General features: G+C 72.0%; 16 protein-coding genes. 14 read left to right on the top strand and 2 right to left on the bottom strand.

Translation table 11 applies throughout. The features are described from left to right. Positions 1-111 precede the first annotated feature (111 nt). The 12 genes from fbaA (at position 112) to AB0P07_RS22975 (ending at position 13,196) form a co-directional block, all read left to right on the top strand. Entirely contained in the window at positions 112-1,143 is a 1,032-nt protein-coding gene (gene fbaA / locus AB0P07_RS23030) for a class II fructose-bisphosphate aldolase (RefSeq protein ID WP_365553283.1), read from the top strand. A gap of 74 nt (positions 1,144-1,217) precedes the next feature. After that, positions 1,218-2,687: an MFS transporter gene (locus AB0P07_RS23025; protein WP_365553281.1), complete on the top strand. Its 1,470-nt coding sequence runs from the start codon at positions 1,218-1,220 to the stop codon at positions 2,685-2,687. A 211-nt stretch (positions 2,688-2,898) separates the two neighbouring features. Further along, the gene (locus tag AB0P07_RS23020; protein ID WP_365553279.1) at positions 2,899-3,312 is read left to right on the top strand and encodes a DUF3151 domain-containing protein; all 414 of its coding nucleotides are present in this window, start codon (positions 2,899-2,901) and stop codon (positions 3,310-3,312) included. A gap of 147 nt (positions 3,313-3,459) precedes the next feature. Next, the gene (locus AB0P07_RS23015; RefSeq protein WP_365553277.1) at positions 3,460-4,275 is read left to right on the top strand and encodes a tryptophan 2,3-dioxygenase family protein; all 816 of its coding nucleotides are present in this window, start codon (positions 3,460-3,462) and stop codon (positions 4,273-4,275) included. After that, entirely contained in the window at positions 4,268-5,479 is a 1,212-nt protein-coding gene (kynU, locus tag AB0P07_RS23010; protein WP_365553275.1) for a kynureninase, read from the top strand. Before AB0P07_RS23015 ends, kynU begins: the two co-directional genes overlap by 8 nt. Positions 5,480-5,685: 206 nt before the next feature. After that, positions 5,686-6,588, top strand: coding sequence for an alpha/beta hydrolase (locus AB0P07_RS23005; RefSeq protein ID WP_365553273.1), 903 nt, complete (start codon positions 5,686-5,688; stop codon positions 6,586-6,588). A gap of 226 nt (positions 6,589-6,814) precedes the next feature. Next, positions 6,815-7,804 carry an alpha/beta hydrolase gene (locus tag AB0P07_RS23000; protein ID WP_365553271.1) on the top strand — a complete coding sequence of 330 codons (990 nt, stop codon included), beginning with the start codon at positions 6,815-6,817 and terminating at the stop codon, positions 7,802-7,804. Continuing rightward, the gene (locus AB0P07_RS22995) at positions 7,797-9,002 is read left to right on the top strand and encodes an acyltransferase (protein ID WP_365553270.1); all 1,206 of its coding nucleotides are present in this window, start codon (positions 7,797-7,799) and stop codon (positions 9,000-9,002) included. The genes AB0P07_RS23000 and AB0P07_RS22995 overlap by 8 nt, the downstream gene beginning before the upstream one ends. Continuing rightward, positions 8,995-10,413, top strand: a complete 1,419-nt coding sequence (locus AB0P07_RS22990; protein WP_365553268.1) for a sensor histidine kinase — start codon at positions 8,995-8,997, stop codon at positions 10,411-10,413. Before AB0P07_RS22995 ends, AB0P07_RS22990 begins: the two co-directional genes overlap by 8 nt. Next, positions 10,410-11,096 carry a response regulator transcription factor gene (locus AB0P07_RS22985; RefSeq protein WP_061443419.1) on the top strand — a complete coding sequence of 229 codons (687 nt, stop codon included), beginning with the start codon at positions 10,410-10,412 and terminating at the stop codon, positions 11,094-11,096. The genes AB0P07_RS22990 and AB0P07_RS22985 overlap by 4 nt, the downstream gene beginning before the upstream one ends. Positions 11,097-11,109: 13 nt before the next feature. Next, positions 11,110-12,534, top strand: a complete 1,425-nt coding sequence (locus AB0P07_RS22980) for a histidine kinase (RefSeq protein ID WP_365553266.1) — start codon at positions 11,110-11,112, stop codon at positions 12,532-12,534. Then, entirely contained in the window at positions 12,531-13,196 is a 666-nt protein-coding gene (locus tag AB0P07_RS22975; protein ID WP_365553264.1) for a response regulator transcription factor, read from the top strand. The genes AB0P07_RS22980 and AB0P07_RS22975 overlap by 4 nt, the downstream gene beginning before the upstream one ends. Here the strand turns inward: AB0P07_RS22975 and AB0P07_RS22970 are convergent. Then, entirely contained in the window at positions 13,166-13,603 is a 438-nt protein-coding gene (locus tag AB0P07_RS22970) for an ATP-binding protein (RefSeq protein WP_365553262.1), read from the bottom strand. The genes AB0P07_RS22975 and AB0P07_RS22970 overlap by 31 nt on opposite strands. A 235-nt stretch (positions 13,604-13,838) precedes the next feature. Here AB0P07_RS22970 and AB0P07_RS22965 point away from each other — a divergent pair, with 235 nt between their 5' ends. Beyond that, on the top strand, positions 13,839-14,690 hold the full coding sequence (locus tag AB0P07_RS22965) for a helix-turn-helix transcriptional regulator (protein ID WP_365553260.1): 852 nt from the start codon (positions 13,839-13,841) through the stop codon (positions 14,688-14,690). After that, complete coding sequence (locus AB0P07_RS22960) at positions 14,690-14,878, top strand: DUF397 domain-containing protein (protein WP_365553258.1); 189 nt, start codon at positions 14,690-14,692, stop codon at positions 14,876-14,878. The genes AB0P07_RS22965 and AB0P07_RS22960 overlap by 1 nt, the downstream gene beginning before the upstream one ends. A 70-nt stretch (positions 14,879-14,948) precedes the next feature. Here the strand turns inward: AB0P07_RS22960 and AB0P07_RS22955 are convergent, their stop codons facing one another. Then, positions 14,949-16,088, bottom strand: coding sequence for an endo-1,4-beta-xylanase (locus AB0P07_RS22955; protein WP_365553257.1), 1,140 nt, complete (start codon positions 16,086-16,088; stop codon positions 14,949-14,951). Positions 16,089-16,158 lie beyond the last annotated feature (70 nt).

Raw genomic sequence — 16,158 nt, 5'->3', positions numbered from 1 at the left:
GATTCCCCTTTCGTCTGGAAGGATGGGGCCGACGATGACGTCGCCCCCCCCAGTCCTAGGTCAGGGCCATAAGCAGCAACACGCCCACCCGCACATACAAGGAGCGGACAGATGCCCATCGCAACTCCCGAGGTCTACAACGAGATGCTGGACCGGGCGAAGGCAGGAAAGTTCGCCTACCCGGCCATCAACGTGACCTCTTCCCAGACGCTGCACGCGGCCCTGCGCGGTTTCGCCGAGGCGGAGAGCGACGGCATCATCCAGATGTCCACCGGCGGCGCCGAGTTCCTGGGCGGCCAGCACAACAAGGACATGGTGACGGGCGCCGTCGCCCTCGCCGAGTTCGCGCACATCGTCGCCGAGAAGTACGACGTCACCGTCGCCCTGCACACGGACCACTGCCCCAAGGACAAGCTCGACGGGTACGTGCGTCCGCTGCTCGCGGTTTCCGAGGAGCGCGTGAAGGCCGGCCGCAACCCGCTCTTCCAGTCGCACATGTGGGACGGCTCCGCCGAGACCCTGTCCGACAACCTCGCCATCGCCCAGGAGCTCCTGGAGCGCGCCCGCGCCGCCAAGATCATCCTCGAGGTCGAGATCACCCCGACCGGCGGCGAGGAGGACGGTGTCTCCCACGAGATCAACGACTCCCTCTACACCACGGTCGACGACGCGGTCCGCACCGTCGAGGCCCTCGGCCTGGGCGAGAAGGGCCGCTACCTGCTCGCCGCGTCCTTCGGCAACGTGCACGGCGTGTACAAGCCGGGCAACGTCGTGCTCCGCCCCGAGCTGCTCAAGGAGCTGAACGAGGGCATCGCGTCGAAGTACGGTCAGCCGGCCGGCAGCAAGCCGTTCAACTTCGTCTTCCACGGCGGTTCCGGCTCCACCGCCGAGGAGATCGCGACCGCGCTGGAGAACGGCGTGGTCAAGATGAACATCGACACGGACACCCAGTACGCCTTCACGCGTCCGGTCGCCGACCACATGTTCCGCAACTACGACGGCGTCCTGAAGGTCGACGGCGAGGTCGGCAACAAGAAGATCTACGACCCGCGCACCTGGGGCAAGCTGGCCGAGGCCGGCATGGCCGCGCGCGTCGTCGAGGCCTGCGGCCACCTGCGTTCGGCGGGCCAGAAGATCAAGTAAAACCCGGCCGTCCGCACGGCCTTTTGCACGAGCCCGGCGCCCCCGTGCGCCGGGCTCGCTGTATACCTGGAGCCATGCCCGACGTCCGGCTGGCCTCACCGCAGGGCAAGTGGATCCTGCTCACCACCGTCCTCGGCTCCAGCATGGCCCTGCTGGACTCGACCGTCGTCAACGTCGCGCTGCCCCACATCGGCCGAGACCTCGGCGCCGACCTCGCCGCGCTGCAATGGACCGTCAACGCGTACATGGTCACGCTGGCCGGTCTGATCCTGCTCGGCGGCGCCCTCGGCGACCGGTTCGGCCGCCGCCGGATCTTCGTCCTCGGCGTGCTGTGGTTCGCCGCCGCGTCCCTGCTGTGCGGTCTCGCCCCGAACGCCGGTGTGCTGATCGCCGCCCGTGCCCTCCAGGGCGTCGGCGGCGCGCTGCTCACCCCCGGCTCACTCGCCCTCATCCAGGCCTCCTTCCACTCCGACGACCGGGGGAGGGCGGTGGGCCTGTGGTCCGGCTTCGGGGGCGTCGGCGCGGCGGTGGGGCCGTTCCTCGGGGGCTGGCTGGTGGACGGCGCGGGCTGGCGCTGGGTGTTCCTGCTCAACGTCCCGCTGGCCCTGCTGTGCGCCCCGATCGCGCTGCGGCACGTACCGGAGTCCTCGGACGAGCGCGCCCACACCCGCTTCGACGTGCTCGGCGCGGCCCTGTGCGCGGCGGCCCTGGCGCTGCTCACCTACGCGCTGATCGAGGCCCGTACGGCGTCCTGGACGGTGGCGCTCAGCGCGGTGGCCGGGGTGGTGGCCGCCGTGGCCTTCGTCCTCGTCGAGCGGCGCGGCAAGGACCCGATGATGCCGCTGGACGTCTTCTCCTCCCGCCAGTTCACGGCGGTCAACATCGTCACGCTGTGCGTGTACGCGGCCTTCGGCGGCTTCTTCTTCCTCGCCGCGCTGCAGCTCCAGGTCGTCGTCGGCTGGTCCGCGCTGGCCGCCGGTACGGCCCTGCTGCCGACCACCGTCCTGATGTTGCTGCTCTCCGCCCGGTCCGGACAACTCGCCGAACACCTCGGCCCGCGCCTCCAGCTCACCGCCGGCCCGCTGCTGTGCGCCGCCGGGATGGTACTGATGCTGCGCGTGGGTCCCGGCGCCTCGTACCTCGCCGACGTACTGCCCGCCCTGGTGGTCCTCGGACTCGGCATGGTCACCCTGGTCGCCCCGCTGACGGCGAGCGTGCTGGCCGCCGTGGACACCGCGCGCGCCGGTCTGGCCAGCGGCATCAACAACGCGGCGGCCCGTGCGGCGGGGCTCGTCGCGGTCGCCGCGCTGCCGCTGCTCACCGGCATGGGCGAGGAGGCGTACCGGTCGCCCCGGGCGTTCGACGACGCGTTCGGCCCGGCGATGCTGATCTGCGCCGGCGTCCTGGTCGTGGGCTCCGTGATCGCCCTCACGACGGTGCGCCGCCCGTCCCCGGACTGCCTCCACCCCGAGTGCCGCACCCACGGCTCGGTATTGACACCGCCCCTGGAGCGAGGAGCGCGGGGAACCGCGCACGAGAGGTGACGCAGGGCACCACCCCGGACCGACCTCCGGGTCATTGCCTTCAAGGGGCGCGGGGAACCGCGCACGGAAGGGAATGCGGGGCGCCGCCCTGGCCGACGCCCGGGTGACGCCCTCACGGGGCGCGGGGAACTTCTCTCAACCACAGTGCACCCGCACTCGACAACGCACCCGCCCCGCCCGGCCGCCCCCGGCGATGGCGCAGACTTGTCCCATGGCCATTCACGAGAACCTCCTCGGGGGACCGCCCCCGACCCACCTTCCCGACGACCCCGGCCCGCGCGAGCTGCTGGCGGGTGGCACCACCCCCGCCGACGTCGCCGCGAAGTACCCGACGTCCTCGCTGGCCTGGGCCCGCCTGGCCGACGAGGCGTTCGAGCGCGGCAGCGTCGTGGAGTCGTACGCGTACGCCCGTACGGGTTACCACCGCGGCCTCGACGCCCTGCGCCGCAGCGGCTGGAAGGGGCACGGTCCGGTGCCCTGGGAGCACGAGCCGAACCGCGGCTTCCTGCGCGCCCTGCACGCCCTCGCCCGCGCCGCCCGGGCGATCGGCGAGCAGGAGGAGTACGAGCGCTGCAGCGAGTTCCTGAAGGACTCCTCGCCGAGCGCGGCCGAGGTGCTGGGCTGACCCCGACACATGCCCCGGCCCGTCCGCCGTGCGCGGGCGGGCCTTGCGGTTTCCTGCGACGATTGCGGAGGATGCCGTTGGGGACCGGGGCCCCGTGCCGGTAACGGCAGGGCGGACCGCTACCCGTAGTGCCATCAGGAGACAGCGATGTCCCACGACGCCCCGAATCTCGACTTCGAGGGCAGCACGCCGTACGAGGACTACGTCAAGGCGGACGTGCTCACCCACCTCCAGCACACCCTCTCCGACGATCCCGGAGAGATGGTCTTCCTGGTCACGACCCAGGTCATGGAGCTGTGGTTCACCGTCATCGTCCACGAGTGGGAGACCGCCGCCCGCGCTCTGCGCGAGGACCGGATCCCCGTGGCCACCGACGCGCTCAAGCGCTCGGTGCGCGAGCTGGAGGCGCTCAACGCCTCCTGGACCCCGCTGGGGCAGCTCACCCCGGCCCAGTTCAACTCCTATCGGTCCGCCCTCGGCGAGGGCTCCGGCTTCCAGTCGGCGATGTACCGCCGCCTGGAGTTCCTGCTCGGCGACAAGTCCGCGTCCATGCTCGTTCCGCACCGCGGCGCCCCGCGCGTCCACGCGGAGCTGGAGAAGGCGCTGCACGAGCCGAGCCTGTACGACGAGGTGGTCCGGATGCTCGCCCGGCGCGGGTACGACATCCCGGACGCCGTGCTCCAGCGCGACGTCACCCGGAAGTACGAGGCCGCCGCCGAGGTGGAGGCCGCCTGGACGGCCGTCTACTCGGGCGACCAGAACGGCGAGCTGGCCCGCCTCGGCGAGGCCCTCACCGACGTCGCCGAGCTGGTGTGGCGCTGGCGCAACGACCATCTGGTCGCCACCCGGCGCGCCATGGGCTCCAAGACCGGCACGGGCGGCTCCGCCGGGGTGGCCTGGCTGGAGAAGCGGGCCCGGGGCAACGTGTTCCCCGAGCTGTGGACGGCGCGGTCGTATGTCTGAGCCGACGAGCCTCGCGGGCGAGGCGGAGCAGCTGGACGCCGCCGACGGGCTGGCGGCGGTGCGCGAGCGCTTCGTCCTCGACGACGTGACCTACCTCGACGGCAACTCGCTGGGCGCCCTCCCCGCGCACGTCCCCGCGCGCGTGGCGGACGTCGTACGGCGTCAGTGGGGCGAGTTGCGCATCCGGTCCTGGGAGGAGAGCGGCTGGTGGACCGCGCCCGAGCGGATCGGCGACCGGATCGCCCCGCTGGTCGGCGCGGCCGCCGGGCAGGTCGTCGTCGGCGACTCGACCAGCGTCAACGTCTTCAAGGCGCTGGTCGCCGCGGTGCGCATGGCGCAGGGGGACGGGCCCGGACGGGACGAGATCCTCGTGGACGCCACCACCTTCCCCACGGACGGGTACATCGCCGAGTCGGCGGCCCGGATGACGGGCTGCGCCCTGCGTCCCGTCGCCCCGGCCGAGGTGCCGTCGGCGCTGGGGGACCGTACGGCGGCCGTGCTCCTCAACCACGTCGACTACCGCACGGGCCGGCTGCACGACCTGCCCGCGCTCACGGCCGCGGTGCACGCGGCCGGGGCGTACGCGGTGTGGGACCTGTGCCACAGCGCGGGCGCGCTGCCGGTCGGGCTCGACGAACACGGCGTCGACCTGGCGGTCGGTTGTACGTACAAGTACCTCAACGGCGGCCCCGGCTCGCCCGCCTACCTGTACGTGCGGCGCGACCTCCAGCCCCGGTTCGACTCCCCGCTGCCGGGCTGGAACTCGCACGCCGAGCCGTTCGGCATGCGGTCCGACTACGCCCCGGCCTCCGGTGCGGTGCGCGGGCGGGTCGGGACGCCGGACATCCTCTCCCTGCTCGCCCTGGAGGCGGCGCTGGACGTGTGGGACGAGGACGGGGTCTCGGTGGCGGCGGTGCGCAAGAAGTCGCTGGCCCTGACGGACTTCTTCCTGCGCTGCGTCGGCGCGTACGTCCCGGACGGCCGCGTGGAGTCGGTGACCCCGGCGGCGCACGGCGAGCGCGGCAGCCAGGTCGCGCTGCGCTGTGACGACGCGGGCGAGGTGATGAAGCGGCTGATCGAGCGCGGGGTGGTCGGCGACTACCGCGCCCCCGACGTGCTGCGCTTCGGCTTCACCCCGCTGTACGTCGGCTTCGCGGACGTGGAGCGGGCGGCGCGGGTGCTGGCGCGGACGCTGGCGGGCTGAGCCGCGGCCGGGTGACCTGGCCGCCGGTTCCGGCTGAGCCGCGGACCGGTGGCCTGGCCGCCGCGTGGGGACCGGACGCGTCGTTCCGGCCCTCACCCAGCGTCACATCCCCATGTCCGCGCACGTCATCGGCCTGATAACGTCCCGCCAACGGCCGATTTCCATCCCCGGTCCGCCAACACCGTTTCGTCGCTGAGAGGTTGAGCATGCCGGACGCCGCCGCAGAACCGGGCACCGCTGCCGCGAGGAACGCTGCGGAGGAGAAATCGGCCTTCTCCCACCCGGCGGTCGAGCCCGACTCCACCGCCGGTTACGGCGACCACTCCGACCAGGTGATCGACTTCTACGCGCCGCGCGGCCTCACGGGCCCGGCCGAGGCCGCTCCGGTCGTGGTGGTGCTGCACGGCGGCTCGTGGCGCGCCCCGTACGACCGGCGGCACATCAGCCCGTTCGCCGGCTTCCTGACCGGGCGGGGCTTCGCCGTGGCCAGTGTGGAGTACCGGCGCGGGGCGGCGGGGACCGGCGCCGACGGTTCCGGGGAGCCCGTCGCGGGGCGCTGGCCCGACACGTTCGACGACGTGGCCGCCGCGCTGGACGTGCTGCCGGAGCTGGTCCGGCAGTACCTGCCGCGGGCCGACGCCCGCCGTACGGTACTCACCGGCCACTCCGCCGGCGGCCACCTGGCCCTCTGGGCGTCCGCCCGGCACCTGTTGCCCGCCGACGCCCCGTGGCGGACCGACCGCCCGGCGCCGCTGCGTGGCGTGGTCGCCCTGGCGCCGATCGCCGACTTCGAGGTCGCCGACAAGCTCGACGTGTGCGGGGGCGCGGCGCGCCAACTGCTCGGGGGCGGCGAGCTGTTCGCCGAGCGGCGGCCGTATGCCGACCCGGCCCTGCTGCTGCCCACCGGCATTGCGACCACCCTCGTGCAGGGCCGCGCCGACGTCGACGTCCCGCAGGCCGTCGCCGAGGCGTACGCGGACGCGGCGGCGAAGGCCGGGGAGGTGGTGGGGGTGACGCTGCTGGAGGACGTCGGGCACTACCCGCTGATCGATCCGGCGGCGGACGCTTGCGCGGTGGTGGCGGAGGAGATCGCGCAGCTGGCGTGGTGAGCCGGGGAGGGGGTCCGGCGGAGGGGGGCTGACGAAAGACGTGCACACATGCCCCGGAAGTGTCCTCGGCCCGCTCGAATGAGCGGAAGGCGAGAGTTGTCGTACCCGTAATACCTGAGAGCTACCCGCCAGGTGAGTTCCCTGGCGGGACGCGGGTTACCCGGCCCGATTCATAACTTTCCCTGCAGACGCGCCCGATGAGCGGGCGGGCTGGAGGGGAGAGGCCATGGGGCCCAGGACGACGGTACGTTGGCGGCGGCGTGTGCGCGGATGGCGCCGCGCCGGTTGCGCCGCCCTCATCGCCGGCGCAGTGGCTCTCCCTCTCTCCGGGGCCGCGCGGCCAGAGATCCCCGCCCCGGCGCCCGCCGCTCTCGCGGCACCGACGGCCGACACACTGGAGAAGGCCTACGCCGCCAACCGGGCCAACGCGGCTCAGGCGTCCCGGATGGCCGCCGACCACGGCGACCGGCACCGCGCGGCGGCGGACCGTGCGATGGCCGACCCGTCCCGTCACCTCCTCGCCTTCGACGGCCGGGGCGCGGGGCTGGTCACCGAAGTCCTCGGCGACCTGGCGCAAGCAGACCGCGTCGCCGTGCTGGTCCCGGGCTCCGACACCGGCATCGACACCTACGGCCGCTTCCGCGCCGCCGCCCTCGCCCTGCACCGGCAGCTCGTCGCCGAGGCTCCCGCGGGGACGCGCACCGCCGTCGTGGCCTGGCTGGGCTACGAGACGCCGGGCACCGTCAGCACCACCGTCGCCACGACCGACCGCGCCGACCGGGCCGCCCCCGGGCTGCGCGACCTGGTCGACGACCTGCGCCGGATCACGGGTCCGGACACCCGCGTCGCCCTGCTCTGTCACTCCTACGGCTCGGTGGTCTGTGCCCGCGCCGCCGACGGCCTGACCGTCTCCGACATCGCCCTGGTCGGCAGCCCGGGCACCGGTGCGGACACCGCCGCCGGCCTGCGTTCCGAGGCCCGGATATGGGCGGGGCGGGGCAGCGACGACTGGGTGGAGCACGTTCCGCACGTCAGCGCCGACCTGTTCGGCACCACCGTCGGCTTCGGCACCGACCCGGTCTCCCCGGACTTCGGCGCCCGGGTCTTCGACGCCGGCGACGGCGGCCACAGCGACTACTTCGACACCGGTTCCCTCTCCCTGACGAACCTGACCCGGATCGCCCTGGGGGAGACCACGGAGGTGACCCATGGCTGACCCGACCCCGGCGCTCCCACAAGGCGCCCTGCGTGCCGCCGTCGCCCGCATCGACGCCGCCACCCCCAAGGAGCGGGACCAGGCCGTGGACGCCCTGCGCGCCCTCGCCATCCTCGGGGTGGTGTTCGGGCACTGGCTGGTGACGGCCCTGGTCGCCGACGGCACCGGCCTGCACGCGGCCAGCCCGCTGAAGGACATGCCCTGGCTGGCCCCGATCTCCTGGGCCTTCCAGACCCTCGCCGTGTTCTTCCTGGTCGGCGGCCACGTCGCGACGCGTGGGTACGCGTCGGCGCGTGCGCGCGGCGAGACCTACGGCCGCTGGCTGGCCGCCCGGCTGTCCCGGCTCTTCCGACCCGTCCTGGCCGTCCTCACCCTGTGGACGGTGACGGCCGCGCTGCTTCTGCTCACAGGCGCGGACTACCCGACCGTCCACACGCTGGTGAAGCTGGCGCTGTCCCCGATGTGGTTCCTGCTGGTCTTCGCCGCGCTGACCGCGGCGACCCCGTTGCTGACCCGGCTGCATCCGCTGTGGCCGCTGGTCGTCGTCCTCCACGTGGACCTGCTGCGGTTCGGGTTCGGCGCCCCGTCCTGGCTCGGCTGGGTCAATTTGGCGGCCGGCTGGCTCGTCCCCTACACCCTCGGCGCCGCCTGGACCCGCGGCGAACTGGACCGGCGGCGCGCGGGCCGGCTCCTGCTGACCGGTGGCACGGCGGCCACGGCGGCGCTCGTCGCCTGGGCGGGCTACCCGGCGTCGATGGTCGGTGTCCCCGGCGCGTCGGTGTCGAATCTCAACCCGCCGACCCTGGCCGCCGTCACCTTTGGCCTGGCCCAGTGCGGGCTCGCCCTGTTGCTGCGCGAGCGGCTGCGCCGTGCGATGCGGCGTCCCGTGGCCTGGGCGGCGGTCGCGCTGGTCAATCTCTCCGCGATGACGATCTTCCTCTGGCATCAGACGGCGCTGATGGCGACCACGGCCACCGGACTCCTCGCGGGCCGCCTGCCCGGCCTGCACACGCTCCCCGACGGCTTGGACTGGGTTGCGGCCCGGCTCGTCTGGCTGCCGGTGTTCGCGCTGGTCCTGGCCTGTTGCTGGGCCACGTTCCGCTCCTGCGAGCACGTCGGGGTACGGCGCGGCACCCGGGTCGTCCGTGCGCACAGCCCGCGGCGCCGGGGGACCGCGGCGGGTGCACGTCATGTCTAGGGTGGGGCCCGTGACGCGATGGGGGAAGCGGCAGTGGGCCCGCTCACGAGCCCGGGCCGGGCGCGTGCTGCATGTGCTCCACGACGACCTGTGGACCTGGCGGGCCGACCCGCTGCCGCCGTCGGTGTGGCTGCGCTGGTTCCCGCACGGGGTCGTGTGCCTGGCGGCGCTGGGGGTGCTGCTGGGCGACGCCGGCCAGCTCGGCGACCGCGACGGTGGCGGCATCGAGCCGGGCTTCGCCCTCGTCATCGGTGTCACGGCGGGCGGCGCGATGGTGCTCGCGCTGTGGCGACCGGTCGCGGCGTGGTGGCTGTCGCTGGCCGCCATGCTGGTGGGCGCCTTCGCCGTGCGGGCCGAGATGGTGCCGAGCGGCGACAAGTTCACCTGGCCCTGGACGGCCGCCGGACTCATCGGGCACCTGTTCGTCCTGCTGCTGCTCGCCCTGCGGGTGCGCACGAGAGTGTCCCTGGAGGCGCTCGCACTGACCGGGCTCCTCACCTACCTGACCCAGGGCGTGGTCGGCGCACAGAACTTCCAGCCCACTGGGCAGCTCGCCGTCATCCTGTTCACGGTCGCCGTCGTTCTCGGCATCGCCCTGCGCGGCCGCAGGGAGGCCCGCACCCAACTGGCCGAGCAGACCTCGCTCACCGCCGAGGAGAGAGCCCGGCGCACCCTGCTGGAGGAGCGCGGCCGCATCGCGCGCGAGCTGCACGACGTGGTCGCCCACCACATGTCGGTGATCTCCATCCAGGCCCAGGTCGCGCCCCTGCTCGTCGAGAACCCGCCGGACGAGCTGAAGGAGAACCTCGCCGGCATCCGGCAGAACGCGCTGGAGGCGCTCACCGAGCTGCGCCGGGTGCTGGGCGTGCTGCGCGCCGAGCATTCGAACGCGCTGGAGGCGCCCGAGGGGAGCGCCGCCGCCCCGCACGCCCCGCAGCCCACCCTGGACCGGCTCGACGCGCTGGTGGACAACATCCGGGCCGCCGGACTGACCGTCGCCCTGGACAGCAGCGGGACGCGCAGACCGCTGCCGCCCGGCGTGGAGCTGTCGGCGTACCGGATCGTGCAGGAGGCGCTCAGCAACGTGCTGCGGCACGCACCGGGCGCCACCGCCCGCGTCCACCTCACCCACCTGCCGATCGGGCTGCGTGTGGAGGTTTCCAACACCCGGCCGAAGCGCGCCCCCACACCCTCGCAGGGGGCCGGGCACGGGCTGCTCGGCATGCGGGAGCGGGTGGCGATGCTGGACGGCACCCTGACGGCGCACCCACTGCAGGGCGGTGGCTACCAGGTGGCGGCCTTCCTCCCGACCGACGGCCCCGACGTGCCCGCCGCTCCCTTCACCGACTCTCCCACCGACCCGTTCGCCGACTCTTCCACCGAACCTTTCACCAAGGACGACACCCCATGACGACCAGCAGCAACGGCCGCGTGATCCGCGTGCTGATCGCCGACGACCAGCAGATGGTCCGGCAGGGTTTCACCGTGCTGCTCAACACCCAGCCGGACATCGAGGTGATCGGGCAGGCGGTGGACGGCCTGGACGCCGTGGCCAAGGTCGCCGAGCTGGCGCCGGAGGTCGTCCTGATGGACATCCGCATGCCGGAGCTGGGCGGTATCGAGGCCACCCGGCGCATCACCGGCGCCACCCCGGAGGTCAGGGTGCTGGTGCTGACCACCTTCGACCTCGACGAGTACGTGTACGAGGCGCTGCGGGCGGGGGCCTCCGGGTTTCTGCTGAAGGACGCGTCCGCCGACCAGCTGGCCGAGGCGGTGCGGGTGGTGGCCGCCGGAGACGCCCTGCTGGCACCGGGGATCACCCGGAGGCTGATCGCGGAGTTCTCCCGGCTGGACGACCGTCCGCGCGCCCCGTTGAAGACCCGCGTCGGCGAGCTGACCGAGCGGGAGACGGAGGTGCTCGCCCTGATCGCGCAGGGCCTGTCGAACGCGGAGATCGCCCAGCGCCTGGTGGTCGCCGAACAGACGGTGAAGACCCATGTGGGCCGGATCCTGGTGAAGCTGGGCCTCCGGGACCGTACCCAGGCGGCGGTGTTCGCCTACGAGTCGGGGCTGGTGCGCCCCGCGGGCTACTGAGGAGCGATACGCAGTGGCCCCCGTAGTACTTGAGAGGGATGCCGCGGAACCCCTCTCCACGGGGACGACCGGCCGCTCCCGGTCGGCCTACCGTGTGAGCGTGACCGAGACGACCCACCAGCAGCACGAGGGCGAGACCCGCAGCCAGGAGTACCGGCTGGCGCGGACCTCCCTGCGGGGCCTGCGCCAGGATCTGTTCCACGACCCCTTCGCCTACCGCCGCCTGCCGCCCCGGCACACCGACGGCCCGTTCGTCCGCCGGCTGCCCGGCAGGCTGCGGACGGACGCGCAGTACCTTCCGCACGCGGTGGTGGGGGCGATCGCGTTCATCGCGTTCGTCGTCGGCTCGGTATCGGGGGACCTGCCCGGCGGTGACGTACCGGCCCTGCTGTCCGGCATCCTGTGCGCCCTCCCGGTGCTCGCCACGCTGCTCCGGCCGATCGGTGCCTTCTGGATGTCCCTCGCCGTCACGCCGCTGGTGGCGCTCATCAACGGCGCCGGGTGGGACTGGCCCTGGATGCCGGGCGCGTTCATCTGCCACCTTGCGGTGCTGATCATCGTGGCGCTGCGCACCCGGCCCCGCACCGCCGTCTGGATGTGGATCCTGACCTGCGTGTACGCCTTCTTCGCGGACGTCTTCTTCGGCGGGGCGTACTACTACACGAACAGCGCGCCCATGATGGTGACGTCCGCGTTCGCCCTGCTCCTGGTCTGTCTCTGGCACATACGGCAGACCGCCCGCAAGGAGGTCACCGCCCAGCAGACGGTCACCGCGCACGAGCGCTCCCGCCGCACCCTGCTGGAGGAGCGCACCACCATCGCCCGCGAGCTGCACGACGTGGTCGCCCACCACATGTCGGTGGTCGCCATCCAGGCGGAGGCCGCGCCCTACCGGGTGGAGAATCCGCCCGAGGAGCTGGAGCGTGCCTTCGTCACGATCAGGGAGAACGCGGTGGCGGCGCTCACCGAGCTGCGCCGCGTCCTGGGCGTCGTCCGCGCCGAGGACTACGAGGCCCCGGACGCCCCGCAGCCGACCCTCGCCGACCTGGACGCTCTGCTCGCCAATGTGCGCGAGGCCGGTCTGACGGTCGACAAGGCGGTGACCGGTGCGGTGCGCGAGCTGCCGCCCGGCGTGGAGCTGTCGGCGTACCGGATCGTGCAGGAGGCCCTGAGCAACAGCCTGCGGCACGCGCCCGGCGCGACGGCCCGCGTCGAGGTCTCCTACGTCCTGGGCGGCCTGGGCCTGCGCGTGGTCAACACGGCCGTCCCACCGAACACCCTGGTCAAACCATCGCCCGGCGCAGGTCACGGTGTCACCGGCATGCGCGAACGCGTCTCGATGCTGAACGGCGAGATGACCGCGGGTCCCACGGACGACGGAGGGTACGAGGTGGTGGTGTTCCTGCCGGTCGCCGCCCGGACCGAGGACGACGCATGACGATCCGCGTACTGATCGCCGACGACCAGATGATGGTGCGCGAGGGCTTCTCGGTCCTGCTGAACGCGATGCCGGACATCGAGGTCGTCGGCGAGGCGGTCAACGGCCGGGAGGCGGTGGCCAAGGTCCGTGAGCTGGCCCCGGACGTGGTCCTGATGGACATCCGCATGCCCGAGCTGAACGGCATCGAGGCGACGCGGGAGATCGTCGCGGCGGACGGCACCTCGAAGGTGCTGGTGCTGACCACCTTCGACCTCGACGAGTACGTGTACCAGGCGTTGCGCGCGGGCGCATCCGGCTTCCTGCTCAAGGACGCCTCGGCCCGTCAGCTCGCGGACGGTGTCCGGGTGGTGGCGGCCGGGGAGGCCCTCCTGGCGCCTTCCATCACCAAGCGTCTGATCACCGAGTTCTCCAAGCTGTCCGACGCTCCGCGCCTGATGCCCTCGGCACAGGCGGCGTACGGCGACCTGACCGAGCGCGAGACGGAGGTCCTGGTCCTGATCGCACAGGGCCTGTCCAACGCGGAGATCGCCGAGCGGCTGGTGGTCGCCGAGTCGACGATCAAGACCCACGTCAGCCGCATCCTGGTGAAGCTCGGCCTGCGCGACCGCACCCAGGCGGCGGTCTTCGCCTACGAGGCACGACTGGTGACGCCGGGCTGACCGGCACCGAGCTCACACCACACGTACTTTCCCCTGTTGCCGAACCGGGAGAGCGGCTGCCAGCCCCACAGATCGGAGCAGGCTCTGACGAGGGCGAGCCCCCGACCGCTCTCACTCTCGGTCCCGTCCGCCAACCGGGCGGGAGCATCGGGCGGTTCGGGGTCCGCGTCCCACGCGCCGATCCGTAGCGTCTCCGGCGGCGACCAGCGCACCCGCAGCGCGGCGGGGCCCTTCGTGTGCAGCACGGCGTTGCCGATCAGCTCCGCCGCGAGGAGTTCCGCGACATCGACGAGGCGGATCAGTCCGTGCATGGTGAGGATGAGGCGCAGGGTGCGCCGACTGATGGTGACGGCGCGGGGGTCGTTGGGGATGTACAGGGAGTACTCCCAGGACTCGTCTTCGGGCATGCGTGCGTCAACTCCGTTCGGGTGAGGGGAGGAGAGGGAGGGCGCGGTCTCCGGGCGGTGTCATGCCGCATCCGTCATGGCAGGCCGGTGCGGTGCGCTTCCGGTGCCCCGGCGTTCCGCAGCGTGTGCGTCGCGTCACCGACGGTAGAGGAGTAATTTCTCCTCGTGCAAGCCGTTGCCATAATCAGGCACTCGAACGTGGCACGTACGCAGAGGTGTTGGGGACGGAGAACGTATGGCGCCGAGGAGCAATCCCACCGCTCGGCAAGTGCGGCTGGGGGCCGAGTTGCGCAAGCTGCGCGAGGCGACGGGCATGACGGCGCGTGAGGTGGCGGCCTTTCTGAACTCGACTTCGGCGCAGATGAGTCAGGTGGAGTTGGGTATCTCGGGCGCCAGCGCTGAGCGCGTTCGTCGACTGGCAGCTCATTACGGCTGCGGGGACGAGGCGTTCATCGATGCCCTGGTGTCGTTGGCCGGCGAGCGGTCACACGGCTGGTGGGACGACTACCGAGGAGTCCTGCCCCAGGTGAACCTGGATGTCGCCGAGGCGGAACATCACGCGACGTTCCTGCGTGAGATCGTCATCACGCACGTTCCTGGCCTTCTCCAGACCCCGGACTACGCCCGGGCGGTCTTCAGGTACATGCGCCCCGAGCTGCCAGAGGCTGAACTGGAGCCGCGCGTGGAGCACAGGATGCGACGACACAGCGCGATCGAGGGTGACGCGCCGACCCCGTACGAGACGGTGATCCACGAGTTCGCCCTGCGTGTACGTGTGGCCGACCGCCGGACGGCTGTGTCTCAGCTTCGGCTCATCCTGGACGAGATCGAGAAGGGGCACGCCACTGTCCGGGTCATCCCGGTCGATCGGGACGGTTTCGCAGGTGGTGACGCATCGATGATGTATTTGGGCGGTCCGGTGCCCAAGTTGGACACGGGGCTCCTCGACTCACCCACCGGCACCCTGTTCATCGATGCCGCACCCCACTTGGACCGACTCCGAACGCTATTCCGTACGGTGAAGAAGTCGTCGCTGAACCCCTCGGACTCACGGGACTTCATTCACCGCTTGACGAAGGAGCTTTGATGAACTGGCGGAAGTCCACCCACTCCGGGGGCGGCGAAGGCAACACCTGCGTCGAGATCGCGGAGTTGGCCACCCGCATAGCCATCCGCGACTCCAAGGCCCCCACCCGCGCAACCCTCTCCGTCCCCGCCCCCGCCTTCACCGCCTTCGTCGAGGGCGTCAAGCGGCACTCCCGACCCGGGGTGTGAGCAGAGGGGCCGGCCCCGCCGCGGGGTGCCGGGCGACGGCCCCCGCGGCGGACCCGGCGGACGGCGGGCGTCAGTGCTTGCGTGCCGCCGCCTTCAAAGTGTCCCGCAGGGCGTAGAAGGCGGGCTTGCGGTGGAAGTCGTCGGTCATGACCGTCGCGGAGCCCTCGCCCTCGAAGAACACCGGCACCCACGAGTACTTGTCGGTGAAGCCCCAGATCGTGAACGAGTTGCAGTCCTCGACGGCCAGGCACGCCGACAGCGTCCGCCGGTAGTAGTCGGCCTGCTGTTCCTGCTGCGCGGCGGTGGGTTCACCGTCGGCCGGCAGGTCCATCCGCACGTCCAGCTCGGTGACGGCGGTTTCCAGGCCCAGCGCGTCGAAGCGCCTCAGGTTCGTCTCCAGGTCCGCGGGGAAGCCGTACCGCGTGCTCAGGTGTGCCTGTACGGAGAAGCCGTGTACCGGCACGCCCTGCCGGAGCAGGTCCCGGGTGAGTGCGTAGTAGGCGTCGCTCTTGGCGTTGACGCTTTCGACGCCGTAGTCGTTGAAGAACAGCTTCGCCTTCGGGTCGGCCTCGTGGACCCAGCGGAAGGCGTCCGCGACGATGCCCGGGCCGAGCTCGCGGATCCAGATGTTGTCCTGTGCACGGAGCTTGCCCTGGTCGTCGAAGATCTCGTTTGCGACGTCCCACTGCTGTATCCGCCCGGCGTACCGGCCGACGACGGTGGTGATGTGCTCGCGCAGGATCGCGCGCAGTTCCTCGTCGGAGAAGTCGCCCTGCTCCAGCCACTGAGGGTTCTGGCTGTGCCACACGAGCGTGTGACCGCGCACGACCTGGCGGTGGCGCTCGGCGAAGTCGACGATGGCGTCCGCCGCCGCGAAGTTGTACCGGTCGCGCTCGGGGTGGATGAACTCCCACTTCATCTGGTTCTCGGGGGAAACCGAGTCGAACTGGCGCCCCAGGACCTTCCGGTACTCCTTGTCCGAGGTGAACGGGTCCGGGTAGTCCTGCTCCAGGTGGTGGCCGCCGCCCGCCACGGCGGTGCCCACGTAGAAGCCGTCGGGCGCGGCTTCGCGCAACCGGTCGAACTTGGCGTGGGAGTGCGGTGCGGGGTGCCGGCCGGAAGACGGGCCGGCCGTGGCGGTTCCCGCGACGAGCGGCAGCGTCAGGGCGGCGGTGGCGAGGGCCACGGTGGCGAAACGAACGGATCTCATTGCGGGGAGTCTCATTCCGTCGTACCGAATGTTTCGGAAGGCTTTCCGAAACATTGGTCAAGGAAGCTAA

The sequence above is a fragment of the Streptomyces sp. NPDC085944 genome (assembly GCF_040686295.1).
GTDB lineage: Bacteria > Actinomycetota > Actinomycetes > Streptomycetales > Streptomycetaceae > Streptomyces > Streptomyces salinarius.
Note: the sequence above shows the minus strand (reverse complement) of the source record. Positions and strands in the feature narration are given on the sequence as shown.